This window comes from Enterobacter sp. 301B (genome assembly GCF_003850715.1).
In the GTDB taxonomy this organism is placed as follows: domain Bacteria; phylum Pseudomonadota; class Gammaproteobacteria; order Enterobacterales; family Enterobacteriaceae; genus Enterobacter; species Enterobacter intestinihominis.
In genome coordinates, this window is the sequence record NZ_PQTC01000027.1 from 1 (window position 1) to 13386 (window position 13386).

Consider the following 13386-nt stretch of genomic DNA (forward strand, 5'->3'; position numbering starts at 1 on the left):
CTAAGAAAGGAAAAAGCCCCGCTTTTCAGCGAGGCCTTATGAATATTGGTGCCCGGACTCGGAATCGAACCAAGGACACGGGGATTTTCAATCCCCTGCTCTACCGACTGAGCTATCCGGGCAACGGGGCGCATTAAACCCGATCCGCCCTCCGACGTCAACGAAATTTGTTGTTTTCGTTGCAGACTGCACACTCTCTCACCATTTCGTCGCAAACTTAAGCGAAAAAGTGCGTCCAGAGCGCGGAAAGCGGCATCGCGAGCAGCAGGGCTGGGAGCATGTTCACCACTGCAAACATCTTGATGCCACAGATGCGCAGCCCTGTCGCCAGCAGCAGCAGGCCGCCGACGGCGGTAAAGTCCGCCATCATCGCAGGCGTCGTCAGCGGCAGGATCAGCGTGGCGCAGGTGGCCAGCGCCAGCTGAATAAGCAGCATCGGTACACAAATCGCCGCCACGGCGATGCCGAGGGTAGTGGCAAAGATGGTGGCAGTAAAGAAATCCAGAAACGCTTTCGCAATCAGTATGCTGGGATCGCCGGTCATCCCTTCCTGCATCGAACCGAATATCCCCGTGCCGCTGGCACAGAACAGAATAATGATCGCAACGTAGTTCTGAATAAACGACTCGTGCGTGCCGTGCTTTGCCTTGCCCGGTCGGGCAATCAGATTTTTGGCTTTGCCTACCGCGTGATTAATGCCTTTTTCCAGATAGCAAAACTCGCCGATCAGCGCGCCGAGCAGTGTCGCCAGTACCATCACCGGCAGGTTGGCGCATTTCACCACTAAAAGGATACCAATCCCTAACGACGCCAGGCCAAAAATGGAGGGCATGGAGACGCGAATACGCTCCGGCAACCGCTGGCTTAATACTGCCCCAAGTACACCGCCCAGCAATACGGCTCCCGCATTGATAAAGGGTCCAATCACCACGTTTAACTCCTGTTATTTAAGCACTGGCATTGCATGATTATGGCACGTCCGTCCCTGATTATGCTTAGCTTTGGGAGGCGTAACGCATACTGATTCCTTCTTGCACCTGAAAATAAAAGGTGACATGATTGCGCGAATTTTCTCCTTCCTGTCTCACCGTTCGGTGAGGGTATTTGCGCTTATGAAAACCATGAAAATTGCCGTCAGCCGTGAGCTGGTATCCAAAGTTTCTACGCATCGCGAAAAGGTTATGCTGGATAACACCGATTTCACCGATGTGGCGGCAGTCGTCATTACGGTTGTTGAAAGCTACAGCGGCATTCTTGCGTTGCTGAAGCGTACGGGCTTTCAGCTACCGGTATTTATGTTCTCAACAGAGCCAGGAGAGGTGCCAGAGGGTGTCACGGCGATCATCTCGGGTAAAGCACAGGAATTGCTGGAACTGGAATCTGCCGCCTGCCGGTATGAAGAGAACCTGCTGCCACCCTTTTTTGACACCCTGAGCCAGTATGTGGCGATGGGAAACAGCACCTTTGCCTGTCCGGGTCACCAGCACGGCGCCTTTTTCAAAAAACATCCCGCCGGGCGGCAGTTTTACGACTTCTTCGGTGAAAACGTGTTTCGTGCCGATATGTGCAATGCCGACGTGAAGCTCGGTGATTTGCTGATCCACGAAGGTTCTGCCAAGCACGCGCAAAAGTTCGCGGCGAAAGTGTTCAACGCGGATAAAACCTACTTCGTGCTGAACGGCACGTCGGCGGCCAATAAAGTGGTGACCAATGCGCTGCTGACCCGTGGCGATCTGGTGCTGTTCGATCGTAACAACCATAAGTCCAACCATCATGGGGCGCTGATCCAGGCCGGGGCAACGCCTGTCTATCTTGAGGCAGCCCGTAATCCGTTTGGTTTTATCGGCGGGATCGATGAACACTGCTTTGATGAGGCCTGGCTGCGGGAACTGATCCGTGACGTCGCGCCGCAGAAAGCCGCCGAGGCGCGCCCGTTCCGTCTGGCGATCATTCAGCTCGGCACCTACGACGGCACGATCTACAACGCCCGTCAGGTGATCGACAAGATCGGTCACCTTTGCGACTACATCCTCTTTGACTCCGCCTGGGTCGGCTACGAGCAATTTATCCCGATGATGGTGGAAACGTCTCCGCTTCTGCTGGAACTGAACGAGAACGATCCGGGAATTTTCGTGACCCAGTCGGTCCACAAACAGCAGGCCGGGTTCTCGCAAACCTCACAGATCCATAAAAAGGATAACCATATTCGCGGTCAATCGCGCTTCTGCCCGCACAAGCGGCTGAACAATGCGTTCATGCTGCATGCCTCCACCAGCCCGTTTTACCCGCTGTTTGCGGCGCTGGACGTGAACGCCAAGATCCACGAGGGTGAGAGCGGACGCAGGTTGTGGGCTGAGTGCGTCGAGCTGGGCATTGAAGCGCGCAAAGCCATTATCGCCAACTGCAATATGATCAAACCCTTTATCCCACCGGTGGTGGCGGGGCGGCCATGGCAGGATCACCCCACGCAGGCTATCGCCAGCGAGCGTCGCTTCTTTAGTTTTGAACCGGGTGCAAAATGGCACGGTTTTGAAGGCTATGCCCGCGAGCAGTATTTCGTCGATCCGTGCAAGCTGCTGCTGACCACGCCGGGCATTGATGCGGAAACAGGGCACTATACCGATTTCGGCATTCCGGCGACCATTCTCGCCCACTACCTCCGCGAAAACGGCATTGTGCCGGAGAAGTGCGATCTCAACTCCATCCTGTTCCTGCTGACGCCAGCCGAGAGCGCGGAGAAGCTAATGCAGCTGGTGGCGATGCTGGGGCAGTTTGAACAGCATATTGAAGACGATACGCCGCTCGTGGATGTGCTGCCGACCATCTATCAGAAATACCCGGTGCGTTACCGCGACTATACGATCCGTCAGCTGTGCCAGGAGATGCACGATCTCTACGTCAGCTTTAACGTGAAGGATTTACAGAAGGCGATGTTCCGCCAGGAGAGCCTGCCTGCCGTGGTGATGAACCCGCAGGATGCCAACCAGGAGTACATTCGCGGGAATGTCGAACTGGTGCGTATTCGTGACGCCGAAGGACGCATTGCCGCCGAAGGTGCGCTGCCATACCCGCCGGGCGTGCTGTGCGTGGTACCGGGGGAAGTCTGGGGTGGAGCAGTACAGCGCTACTTCCTGGCGCTGGAAGAGGGCATTAATATGCTGCCGGGTTTCTCGCCAGAGTTGCAGGGCGTTTACAGCGAGAAGGATGCCGACGGGATCAAGCGACTGTATGGGTACGTGTTAAAGTAGGGCCCCTCACCCTAACCCTCTCCCCAAAGGGGAGAGGGGATTGCACGGAGCCGTCTTTTCACCCTCGCCCCTTTGGGGAGAGGGCCGGGGTGAGGGGAGTTAAGTCGCACTACGCCGGTACATCCTTCTCGGATGCCCAATCTTCCCGTACAGCATCTCCACCGTCAGAAAACCCACCTCCACGCAGTGTTCCAGATAGCGCCGGGTGGTGGTTTTACTCAGGCCCGTCTCGCTCACCACCTCATCCACCGTAAAGCAGTGCGCCGCCTTGTTGTTAAACAACGTTTGCACCCGAGCCAGCGTGTTCTCCTCTATCCCTTTGCTGCCGTTGTCCAGTCGATAATTTTTCGCCTGTAGCTGATAGAGTGAATCCACGTTCTGCTGGTCGACAATCTTCCAGACGCGCTGCTGTTCGGCAAACTGCACAAAACGTTCCAGCGACTGGCTCAGGCGTTTCCAGGAAACCGGCTTGAGGATGTAGTCGAACGCGCCGTTACGAATGGCCTGGCTACAGGTGTCCATATCGCTGGCGGCGGTGATGAAAATCACCGAGCAGTTGGCGCGGGTGAGCATCGGGTTGCTGATAAGGGTGATGCCTTTGCCGTCCGGCAGATAGTTATCCAGCAGCATCAGCTTCGGCTGTTTGCTCTCCAGTTGTACCTGCGCGTCGGCCAGTGACGCGGCAATCCCCACCAGCCTCAGGCGCGGATGTTTACCGATAAGCTCCGCGTGCAGTTGCGCCAGTTCGTTCTCGTCTTCAACAATCAGTACGTCGATAAGTTCATGTTGCATAGTCGGTATCTTCCAGTTCCTGTACGGGGTGCCGGACCGTTCCCGTGGCGGGAATAAACAGTGAGAAAATGGCACCGCGTGGGGTGTTATCGGCAACTTCAATTGCACCGCCAGCCTGCGTGACGTAGCTTTCAATCAGATACAGGCCAATACCGTGATCGCCGCGCGTTTTGGTAGTGATGCCGCGCTCAAAGATCCGGTCGCGGATCTCCGGTGTGATGCCGACGCCCTGGTCGGCGACTTCAATAATCAGTTCCTGCTCGTTCAACTTTATTAGCACGTCTACCGGGGCATGCGGGAGCGGGGCGCGCTGGGTCGCTTCGATGGCGTTATCCAGCAAGTTCCCGATGATCGAGACTAGTTCCGATTCGAGCAGCGGCAGGAAGGGTTTGTCCACCCGGCAGGCCGGATCGAAGCTCAGCTCAACGCCTTTTTCACGCGCGCGGGCGGCCTTTCCAAGCAGCAAACCGCACAGCGTCGGGGAGCTAAAGCGGGACGAGATAAAGTCCAGCAGCTCCTGAGCGTGTTCCGACTGCGCCTGTATATAGCGAATTGCCTCGTCATAACGGCCCATATGCAGCAGGCCGGACAGCGTGGTCATGCGGTTCAGCTGTTCATGGCGCATAATGCGCAGGTTATCAACATAGCGCTTCACCTGGCTGAGTTGGGCGCTGAGCGAGTCGATCTCGTTGCGATCGCGAAAGGTGATCACCCATCCCTGCAACGCATCTTCCAGCATGATCCGCACCCGGCTGGCAATGACCGTGAGATCGTTAAAGCGACAGATCTCATCGTGGGTGTCTTTCGCAAGCATGGTTTGCGCGTTAAAGAACGGGACGGGCGCAATCACCTGGCTGATGAGTTGACCCCGCAGTTCGCGGGCGGGCTGGCGTAAGCCTAATAATTTACGCGCCGCCTGGTTAATCACCTCAATGCGGAGATCGTCGTCGATGGCAATCACCCCTTCATAAATGGATTCCATCATCGCCTTTTGCTGACGCACCAGCAGGCCGATTTCGCGCGGCTCCAGAGAGAATATCTGCTTCTTGATGCTGCGGGTGAAGAACCAGGAGAAAATAAACAGGGCGATAAGCAGCAGCACGGCGGCAATCAGGATATTAACCACCTTGCTGACGGTGATGGTGTCCAGATAGCTTGTGAGATAGCCTACCGAAACAATCCCCACCACCTGCCCGGCATCATTAAAAATGGGCGCTTTGCTGCGCAGCGAAATGCCTAACCCGCCCTTGCGGATGGTGATGGTGCTTTTGCCGTGTAATACCTCGTCGTTGTCTCCGCCAACCAGCGTTTTGCCTACCCGGTCGGCAAACACGGAATGGAAAAGATGCAGCCCTTTATTGTCACCAATCACAATAAAACTGGCGTCGCTGCGGGCGGCTATTTTCTGCATAAAGTCATGGATGCCCTGGATATCCTTTTGTTCGACTTCTTTTCGCAGAGAAGGAATAAGCGCAATTTCTTCGGCCTGTATTTTTGCGCGCGCGCTCATTTCCTGATAAAGCTGCCTGCCGACATCGACATAATAATATCCGCCCAGTAATGCGAACAGCACTGAGAAAAAGGCGACCAGCGAAATAAACAGCTTGATCTGAAACGATACTTTCATAACTATCACGCGAGATATCAACAGGTCGGCTGAATATATCATCTTTTAAGGCCAGGATGCCCGCTTTGCCGAAAACTTGTGATCCCTTGCACAGCGCAGCCTGTAAAAGATTTTTCCGAAAGTCTCATCCTCTTAAGGTTAAATGAATAAATGTTATTTCTTTGTTCAGTTAAGAAAAGAAACCATAAAAACCACGGCAATAAATAAGGCATAAATCACATTAAATAAAAGAAACCATTAAAACCATAGCGGCCATTAAAACTTCGCTTTTAATATGCCATCCCTCACATAAAGTAAGCCTTTGTGACTCTAAGCTGGACGCACAAAATAACTAAGGGGCTTATTATGAGCACAACTGACGATTCATTCTCTGTTACCCACGACCCGATTGATATTCAGCGGCCATCGCTCAAAGAGCGCTGGTGGCATATTATGGATACCTGGAAAATCGGCATTATTCCTCTGCCACTGTTCGTTCTGGCGGGCGCGCTGATTGCGATAGATTGCCTGGGCGGAAAACTGCCGAGCGACATCGTGGTCATGGTGGCCACGCTGGCCTTCTTCGGCTTTGCCTGCGGTGAGTTCGGCAAACGCCTGCCGATTGTCGGCAAGCTCGGCGCGGCGGCAATTTGCGCCACCTTTATCCCTTCCGCGTTGGTCTATTACGGCCTGCTGCCGGACGTGGTGGTCGAGTCCACGACCAAATTCTATAAATCCACCAATATTCTCTACCTCTATATCTGCTGCATTATTGTCGGCAGCATCATGAGCATGAACCGCACCGTGCTGATCCAGGGCTTCCTGCGCATCTTCTTCCCGATGCTGTGCGGTGAAATCGTCGGCATGATTGTCGGCATGGGCGTTGGGCTGGCGCTGGGCCTTGAGCCGTTCCAGATCTTCTTCTTTATCATTCTGCCGATCATGGCGGGCGGCGTCGGGGAAGGGGCGATCCCGCTCTCTATCGGCTATGCCACCCTGCTGCACATGGATCAGGGCGTGGCGCTCGGCCGCGTGCTGCCGATGGTAATGCTCGGCGGCCTGACGGCGATCATCATCTCCGGTTGCCTCAACCAGCTCGGGAAACGCTACCCGCACCTGACCGGTGAAGGCCAGCTGATGCCTAACCGCGCCAACGCCGATGCCACCGTCTCTCAACCCGCGTTCTCCGGCAAAGCGGATGTGACCACCATCGCCTCCGGCGCGCTGCTGGCGGTGCTGCTGTACATGCTGGGCATGCTCGGCCACAAGCTGATTGGTCTGCCAGCGCCGGTCGGTATGCTGTTTATGGCGGTGCTGGTGAAGCTCTGCAATGGCGCCTCTCCGCGTCTGCTGGAGGGTTCTCAGGTGGTGTACAAATTCTTCCAGACCTCCGTGACCTACCCGATTCTCTTCGCCGTTGGCGTGGCGATTACCCCATGGCATGAACTGGTGGCGGCGTTCACCGTCAGCAACCTGCTGGTGATTATCAGCACCGTTTCCGCGCTGGTGGCAACCGGATTCTTCGTTGGCAAAAAGATTGGTATGCACCCGATTGATGTCGCCATCGTCTCCTGCTGTCAGAGCGGGCAGGGCGGTACTGGTGACGTGGCGATCCTGACCGCAGGCAACCGCATGAGCCTGATGCCATTCGCCCAGATTGCTACCCGTATCGGCGGGGCGATTAACGTCTCTGTCTCACTGCTGATTCTGGGCAACTTCCTCGTTTAAGTTTTCAGGAAAGAACAATGAAACTCGCAAGCTTTTTATACCAGGGTAAACGCAGCTACGGCATCGTTCAGGCCGGGGGCGTGATTGATTTAGGCCGCCGCCTGGGCGACCGCTATGGCGACCTTAAAGCGCTGTTGCAGGGGAACGGGCTGGCGCAGGCCACCCGTTTTCTGAACGACGCGGTGGATGTACCGCTGAACGCCATCACCTTCTTACCGGTGATTGTCCAGCCGGAAAAAATTCTCTGCGTGGGCATGAACTATGCCGACAAGCGCAAGGAGTTTGATCAGCATAACCCGGCCCCGACCCTGTTTGTCCGCTTCCCGGATTCACAGACCGGCCACAACGAGCCGGTGCTGAAGCCGCGCCACTCCAGCGAGTTCGACTACGAAGGCGAGCTGGCGGTGATCATCGGCAAAGGCGGGGAGAACATCAGCCGCGACGACGCCCTGCGCCACGTGGCGGGCTACAGCTGCTACATGGACGGCTCCGCCCGCGACTGGCAGCACACCTGGTTCACCGCCGGGAAAAACTGGCGGCAGACCGGGGCGTTCGGCCCGTGGATGGCGACGGCGGATGAGATCCCGGACCCGCACAGCCTGGCGATCCGCACCTGGCTGAACGGCCGCATGGTGCAGGAGGACAACACCAGCAGCATGATCCACAAGGTGGCGGAGCTGATCGAGTACATCAGCACCTTCACCCGTCTCAGCCCGGGCGACGTGATCATCACCGGCTCGCCTGGCGGGGTGGGTAAAAAGCGCAACCCGCCACTGTTTATGAAGGAGGGGGATCGCATTGAGGTGGAGATCGAACATATCGGTCATCTGAGCAACGTGATCGTGGAAGCGCCAGCCGTCGGGCTCGCGGCAGCGCACTGAGTAAGGCGGCAGCATGCAATCGCAACCCATTGATTTTCGCCACACCGTTGTGGCGAAACACCCGGAACGCTTAAGCCAGATCCGCTACCTGCTGGCAGACAGCGGCCTTGGCCTGGACAACGACATCACGCTGTTTGTTGAAGCCTGGTCCGGCGCGCAGCTGGTGGGTTGCGCCGGGCTGGCTGCCAACGTCATCAAGTGCGTGGCGGTCAACGAGCAGCTTCGTGGGGAAAACCTCAGCGCGCGTCTGCTGGCAGAGGTGGAAAATGCGGCGCTGGAGCGCGGCCATTTTCACCTCTTCCTCTGCACCCGTCCGTGCAATAAGGAACGCTTTGGCCGCAGCGGTTTCTGGCCGGTTGCCCAGAGCGGGAACAGCGCGGTGCTAATGGAAAACACTCCGCAAGGGATCGTGCGCTACTGCCGATCCCTGCGCGCTAGCCGCAAGTGTGGGGAGAAGATTGGTGCCATCGTGATGAACGCCAACCCGTTCACCCTCGGTCACCGTCATCTGGTGGAGCAGGCGGCGGCGCAGTGCGATGCTCTACATCTGTTCGTGGTGCGTGAAGACGCCTCGTTCTTCCCGTTCAGCGCGCGCATTGAGATGGTGCGCGCGGGCGTGGCGCATCTGCCGAACGTGGTGGTGCATGAAGGCTCGCAGTACATCATCTCCCGCGCCACGTTTCCGGCCTACTTCCTGAAGGAGACCGGCAAAGTGCAGCAGGCGTGGAGCGAGATCGACGTGCTGATCTTCCGGGACTTTATCGCCCCGGCGCTGGGCATCACGCACCGTTTTATTGGTTCGGAACCGTTCTGCGATATCACCCGCCAGTACAACCAGACGCTGCACGATCTGCTGGCCTCGCACATCGACGTGGTGGAAATGCCGCGCATCAAAGCCACCGGCAACGCCATTTCGGCCTCGGAAGTGCGCCGTTTACTCAAGACACAGCAGTTTTCCCGGATCCGGGAGATTGTCCCGGACTCCACCTTCGCGCACCTCGAAGCACATTATCGTGCGAGTGCGGAAGTCGCATAACTATCAGGAATTTATCATGAATATTGTAAGGGAGGCGCTGGCCGGAACGCAGGAGTCCAGCGACCTGATGGTGAAAATCGCCCCCGCTCACGGTGAGCTGGAGATTGTCATCCACAGTGAAGTGATTAAGCAGTTTGGCGAGCAAATACGCCAGGTGGTCAACGACACATTGCGCGCCATGAACGTGCACCAGGGATTAATCATTATTGAAGACAAAGGGGCGCTGGACTGTGTGATCCGCGCCCGCCTGCAAAGCGCGCTTCTGCGTGCCGCCGATGAACAGGCCATCAACTGGGGGGCGCTGAAATGAGTAAACTCCGCCGCAGTATGCTGTTCCTGCCGGGCGCCAATGCCGCCATGCTCTCCACCGCCTTTATCTACCGCCCCGACTCCATCATGTTTGACCTTGAGGACGCCGTGGCCCTGCGCGAGAAAGACACCGCACGCATGCTGGTGTTCCACGCGTTGCAGCACCCGATGTATCAGGATATCGAAACCGTGGTGCGTATTAACCCGCTGAGCACGCCGTTTGGCCTGCTGGATCTGGAGGCCGCCGTACGCGCGGGCGTAGACGTGATTCGCCTGCCAAAAACCGACACCCCGGACGATATCTACGAGCTGGAGGGCCACCTCGAGCGCATTGAGCAGGAGTGCGGGCGTGAAGTAGGTTCCACCCGCGTGATGGCGGCGATTGAATCGGCCATTGGCGTCATCAACGCCGTGGCGATTGCCCGCAGCTCCCCGCGCCTGATCGGCATCGCGCTGGCCGCCTTTGACTACGTAATGGACATGCAGACCGAGCGCGGCGACGGCACCGAGCTGTTCTACGCCCGCTGCGCTGTGCTGCACGCCGCCCGCGCTGCGGGCATCGACGCTTTCGACGTGGTGTGGTCAGACGTTAATGACGAAGCCGGGTTCCTGCGCGAGGTCGACCTGATCCGCAAGATGGGCTTTAACGGCAAATCGCTGATTAACCCGCGCCAGATTGACCTGCTGCACAACGCCTACGCCCCGACTCAGGAAGAGGTGGAGCACGCCAAACGGGTGATTGAAGCGGCAGAAGAGGGCGAGCGTAACGGCCTGGGCGTGGTGTCGCTCAACGGCAAAATGGTGGATGCACCGATTATTAACCACGCGCAGGTGGTGCTTGAGCGCGCGGCGGCCTCCGGCGTGCGTCGGTAAGGATGACATAATGAATCAGACAGAACTTCTCCATGTGAATTTCCCCCATCTGCGGGATCTGAAGCCCTTTGATACCGCCCACAGCGCGACGCCGTGGCTGGCGGACAGCGAGGCGAAACACAACCGTAAGCTTTGCGCCTCCCTCGAAGAAGCCGTCATGCGCAGCGGCTTGCAGGACGGGATGACCATCTCTTTCCACCATGCCTTTCGCGAGGGCGACCGGGTGATCAACACCGTTGTGGCGCTGCTGGCGCGGATGGGTTTTAAAAATTTGACCCTGGCCTCCAGCTCGCTGATGACCTGCAACGACGCGCTGATCGAGCATATTCAAAGCGGCGTGATCGCCCGAATTTACACCTCCGGTATGCGCGGCAGGCTGGCGGAGGCCATCTCCCACGGGCTGATGGACGAGCCGGTACAAATTCACTCCCACGGCGGGCGCGTGAAGCTGCTCCAGGATGGCGAGCTGAATATCGACGTGGCATTTCTTGGCGTGCCGTGCAGCGATGAGTTTGGCAACGCCAACGGCACGCAGGGCAAATCGTGTTGCGGTTCGCTGGGCTACGCCATGGTGGACGCACACTTTGCCCGTAAGGTGGTGCTGCTGACCGAAGAACTGGTGCCGTTCCCGAATATGCCCGCCAGCCTGGTGCAGGATCAGGTGGACTACATCGTGCAGGTGGAGAGCGTGGGCGACCCGGCGAAAATCAGCGTCGGTGCGGCGCGCGTCACCAGCAACCCGCGCGAGCTGATGATTGCCCGCTATGCGGCGGACGTGATTGAACACTCTGGTTACTTTAAACCGGGCTTCTCGATGCAGACCGGCTCCGGCGCGGCGGCGACCGCCTGCACCCGCTTTATGGAAGAGAAGATGGAGCGCAGCGGCGTGAAGGCGCGCTTCGCCCTTGGCGGTATCACCGGCAGCCTGGTGGATTTGCACGAGAAGGGGCTCATCGAAAAGCTGCTCGACACCCAGTGCTTTGACGGCCAGGCAGCGGCCTCGCTGGCGCGCAACCCGAACCACGTGGAGATCTCCACCAACGTCTACGCCAACCCCGGCAGCAAGGCGGCAAGCTGCGACCAGCTCGACGTGGTGATCCTCAGCGCGCTGGAAATCGACGTCGATTTTAACGTCAACGTCATCACCGGATCCGACGGCGTGATGCGCGGCGCATCCGGCGGGCACTGCGACGTGGCGTCGGCAGCCAACCTGACCATTGTGGTCGCGCCGCTGCTGCGAAGCCGCATCCCGACCGTTGTGAAGCGCGTTACCACGCGCCTCACGCCGGGGGAGAGCATTGACGTGCTGGTCACCGACCACGGTATTGCGGTCAACCCGGCGCGCCCGGAGATCCGCGAACGACTCATGGAAGCAGGCCTGAAGGTTGTAGATATCAACGCGCTCTATGAGCGGGCGATTTCCCTGACCGGCGTACCGAAACCGATTGAGTTCACCGACAAAATTGTCGGGGTGATCCGCTACCGCGACGGCAGCGTGATCGACACCGTTCGACAGGTAAAGGAGTGAATATGACTATTGCGACACCCGTGCGGACGGGTGTCAGCCTGGACGCGCTGCTGGCGGCGAAAGAGCGCCGCGCAGCCCGTCAGGCTGACTGGCTTACGCACCATCAACAACCGGTGATCTCCCTAACGCTGGTCACGCCCGGGCAAATTAAAGACAGCCTGCGCTATCGCAACACCATGGGCGTGGCGTTACAGATGTGCGACCAGCTGCTGTGGGAAAACCGCTGGCAGGTGCTGGACCGCCAGGTGCTCTGGCTACCCACCGGACCTGAAGCGCTGTGGTGCGTCGCGCATCCGGCGGCGGAAATTAAAGCGCACTGTGCTGAACTGGAGCAGACGCACCCGCTCGGCAGACTGTGGGATCTGGATGTGATCTGCCCTGAAAACGGCCACGTTGGCCGTCAGTCGTTGGGTTCACACCTCAGGCGCTGTCTGATTTGCGACGAGCCTGCCCACGCTTGTTCCCGTTCTCGGCACCATCCCGTTGAGCAGGTGGTTTCCCGCGTGGAGAAAATGATAGATGACTGGTTTGCTCGCGACTAAACCGCGCCCGGTTGATGTTCCTGCGCTTGCCGCAGAGGCGCTGTGGCAGGAGCTGGAGCTGACGCCCAAACCGGGGCTGGTGGACAGGCTCAATAACGGCTCCCATCGCGATATGGACCATACCTTATTCCTCCGCAGCATTGCGGCGATTACGCCGTGGTTTGCCCGTTTTGCGGAACTGGGTGAAGCACATGCGGAAAAACCTGCTGGAGAGCAGCTACGGATTATCCGCCCGATGGGAATGGCCTGTGAGCAGGCGATGTACGCCGCCACGGGCGGGGTGAACACGCACAAGGGCGGGATTTTTGCCCTTGGTTTGCTCTGCTTCGCCGCCGGACGTGTGAAAAATATCTCTGCGGATAGCCTCTGTTGTGAGGTAAGTAACATCTGTCGTGGGCTCGTGGCGCGGGAACTGGGCGGGCGCTGCGGGCAGGCAACGGCGGGAGAGCGACAGTTTCAACAGTACGGTTTAACCGGCGCGCGCGGTGAGGCAGAAAGCGGCTTCAGCACGGTGCGTAAGGCGCTGGCGCAGTGGAAGGGAAACACCCTTCATGACCTGTTATTGCGCCTGATGGCCATCAACCAGGACAGTAATCTCGTTTCGCGCGGCGGCACTGAAGGGCTGCGCTACGTTCAGGGCTACGCGCGGGAATTACTGGCTAACGGCTGGGACTGCGAGGCGTTGCTGAAGATGGATAAGGCATTGATTGAACGCAATCTGAGCCCGGGCGGCAGCGCGGATTTGCTGTCGGTGGGGTGGGTGCTTTCTGGAATAAAATAGCCGGGTGGCGGCTACGCCTTACCCGGCCTACGGTCTGGTTTTGTAGGCCCGGTAAGCGCAGC

12 protein-coding genes and 1 tRNA gene are annotated in these 13386 nt (G+C 58.0%); 9 read left to right on the top strand and 4 right to left on the bottom strand.

Annotated elements, in window-relative coordinates; all coding sequences use genetic code 11:
* Nucleotides 1-46: 46 nt before the first annotated feature.
* Nucleotides 47-122: transfer RNA gene (locus C3451_RS20835), tRNA-Phe, on the bottom strand.
* Between the two features lie 95 nt (nucleotides 123-217).
* On the bottom strand, nucleotides 218-931 hold the full coding sequence (locus tag C3451_RS20840; protein ID WP_003862452.1) for a DUF554 domain-containing protein: 714 nt from the start codon (nucleotides 929-931) through the stop codon (nucleotides 218-220).
* Between the two features lie 181 nt (nucleotides 932-1112).
* On the opposite strand from C3451_RS20840, the gene C3451_RS20845 reads away from it, so the two are divergent.
* Entirely contained in the window at nucleotides 1113-3248 is a 2136-nt protein-coding gene (locus tag C3451_RS20845; protein ID WP_023298579.1) for an ornithine decarboxylase, read from the top strand.
* Between the two features lie 99 nt (nucleotides 3249-3347).
* Here the strand turns inward: C3451_RS20845 and C3451_RS20850 are convergent, their stop codons facing one another.
* Nucleotides 3348-4040, bottom strand: a complete 693-nt coding sequence (locus tag C3451_RS20850; RefSeq protein WP_022649373.1) for a response regulator — start codon at nucleotides 4038-4040, stop codon at nucleotides 3348-3350.
* Nucleotides 4030-5667 carry a sensor histidine kinase gene (locus tag C3451_RS20855; RefSeq protein ID WP_022649372.1) on the bottom strand — a complete coding sequence of 546 codons (1638 nt, stop codon included), beginning with the start codon at nucleotides 5665-5667 and terminating at the stop codon, nucleotides 4030-4032. The genes C3451_RS20850 and C3451_RS20855 overlap by 11 nt, the downstream gene beginning before the upstream one ends.
* 345 nt (nucleotides 5668-6012) lie before the next feature.
* Between C3451_RS20855 and C3451_RS20860 the strand changes: the two genes are divergently transcribed.
* Genes C3451_RS20860 through citG form a run of 8 tightly spaced genes read left to right on the top strand, consistent with a single transcriptional unit; the run spans nucleotide 6013 to nucleotide 13324 of the window.
* Entirely contained in the window at nucleotides 6013-7374 is a 1362-nt protein-coding gene (locus tag C3451_RS20860) for a 2-hydroxycarboxylate transporter family protein (protein ID WP_022649371.1), read from the top strand.
* Nucleotides 7375-7391: 17 nt separating this feature from the next.
* Nucleotides 7392-8255, top strand: a complete 864-nt coding sequence (locus C3451_RS20865) for a fumarylacetoacetate hydrolase family protein (protein WP_023298578.1) — start codon at nucleotides 7392-7394, stop codon at nucleotides 8253-8255.
* 13 nt (nucleotides 8256-8268) lie between these two features.
* Nucleotides 8269-9291, top strand: coding sequence for a [citrate (pro-3S)-lyase] ligase (gene citC / locus C3451_RS20870; protein WP_045623038.1), 1023 nt, complete (start codon nucleotides 8269-8271; stop codon nucleotides 9289-9291).
* 16 nt (nucleotides 9292-9307) lie between these two features.
* Nucleotides 9308-9601, top strand: coding sequence for a citrate lyase acyl carrier protein (gene citD, locus C3451_RS20875; RefSeq protein WP_017382935.1), 294 nt, complete (start codon nucleotides 9308-9310; stop codon nucleotides 9599-9601).
* Complete coding sequence (gene citE / locus C3451_RS20880; RefSeq protein WP_023298576.1) at nucleotides 9598-10473, top strand: citrate (pro-3S)-lyase subunit beta; 876 nt, start codon at nucleotides 9598-9600, stop codon at nucleotides 10471-10473. The genes citD and citE overlap by 4 nt, the downstream gene beginning before the upstream one ends.
* A gap of 10 nt (nucleotides 10474-10483) precedes the next feature.
* Complete coding sequence (citF, locus tag C3451_RS20885; RefSeq protein WP_045308348.1) at nucleotides 10484-12001, top strand: citrate lyase subunit alpha; 1518 nt, start codon at nucleotides 10484-10486, stop codon at nucleotides 11999-12001.
* Between the two features lie 2 nt (nucleotides 12002-12003).
* Nucleotides 12004-12543, top strand: a complete 540-nt coding sequence (gene citX, locus C3451_RS20890) for a citrate lyase holo-[acyl-carrier protein] synthase (RefSeq protein ID WP_022649366.1) — start codon at nucleotides 12004-12006, stop codon at nucleotides 12541-12543.
* Entirely contained in the window at nucleotides 12521-13324 is an 804-nt protein-coding gene (citG, locus tag C3451_RS20895) for a triphosphoribosyl-dephospho-CoA synthase CitG (RefSeq protein WP_045623037.1), read from the top strand. The genes citX and citG overlap by 23 nt, the downstream gene beginning before the upstream one ends.
* Nucleotides 13325-13386: the final 62 nt, after the last annotated feature.

Excerpts from the sequence above, each read along its gene's own strand:
- C3451_RS20845 (WP_023298579.1), top strand. The coding sequence starts at position 1,113 with ATGAAAACCATGAAAATTGCCGTCAGCCGTGAGCTGGTATCCAAAGTT.
- C3451_RS20865 (WP_023298578.1), top strand. The coding sequence starts at position 7,392 with ATGAAACTCGCAAGCTTTTTATACCAGGGTAAACGCAGCTACGGCATC.
- citD (WP_017382935.1), top strand. The coding sequence starts at position 9,308 with ATGAATATTGTAAGGGAGGCGCTGGCCGGAACGCAGGAGTCCAGCGAC.
- C3451_RS20860 (WP_022649371.1), top strand. The coding sequence starts at position 6,013 with ATGAGCACAACTGACGATTCATTCTCTGTTACCCACGACCCGATTGAT.
- citF (WP_045308348.1), top strand. The coding sequence starts at position 10,484 with ATGAATCAGACAGAACTTCTCCATGTGAATTTCCCCCATCTGCGGGAT.
- citX (WP_022649366.1), top strand. The coding sequence starts at position 12,004 with ATGACTATTGCGACACCCGTGCGGACGGGTGTCAGCCTGGACGCGCTG.
- citE (WP_023298576.1), top strand. The coding sequence starts at position 9,598 with ATGAGTAAACTCCGCCGCAGTATGCTGTTCCTGCCGGGCGCCAATGCC.
- citC (WP_045623038.1), top strand. The coding sequence starts at position 8,269 with ATGCAATCGCAACCCATTGATTTTCGCCACACCGTTGTGGCGAAACAC.
- citG (WP_045623037.1), top strand. The coding sequence starts at position 12,521 with ATGACTGGTTTGCTCGCGACTAAACCGCGCCCGGTTGATGTTCCTGCG.
- C3451_RS20850 (WP_022649373.1), bottom strand. The coding sequence starts at position 4,040 with ATGCAACATGAACTTATCGACGTACTGATTGTTGAAGACGAGAACGAA.
- C3451_RS20855 (WP_022649372.1), bottom strand. The coding sequence starts at position 5,667 with ATGAAAGTATCGTTTCAGATCAAGCTGTTTATTTCGCTGGTCGCCTTT.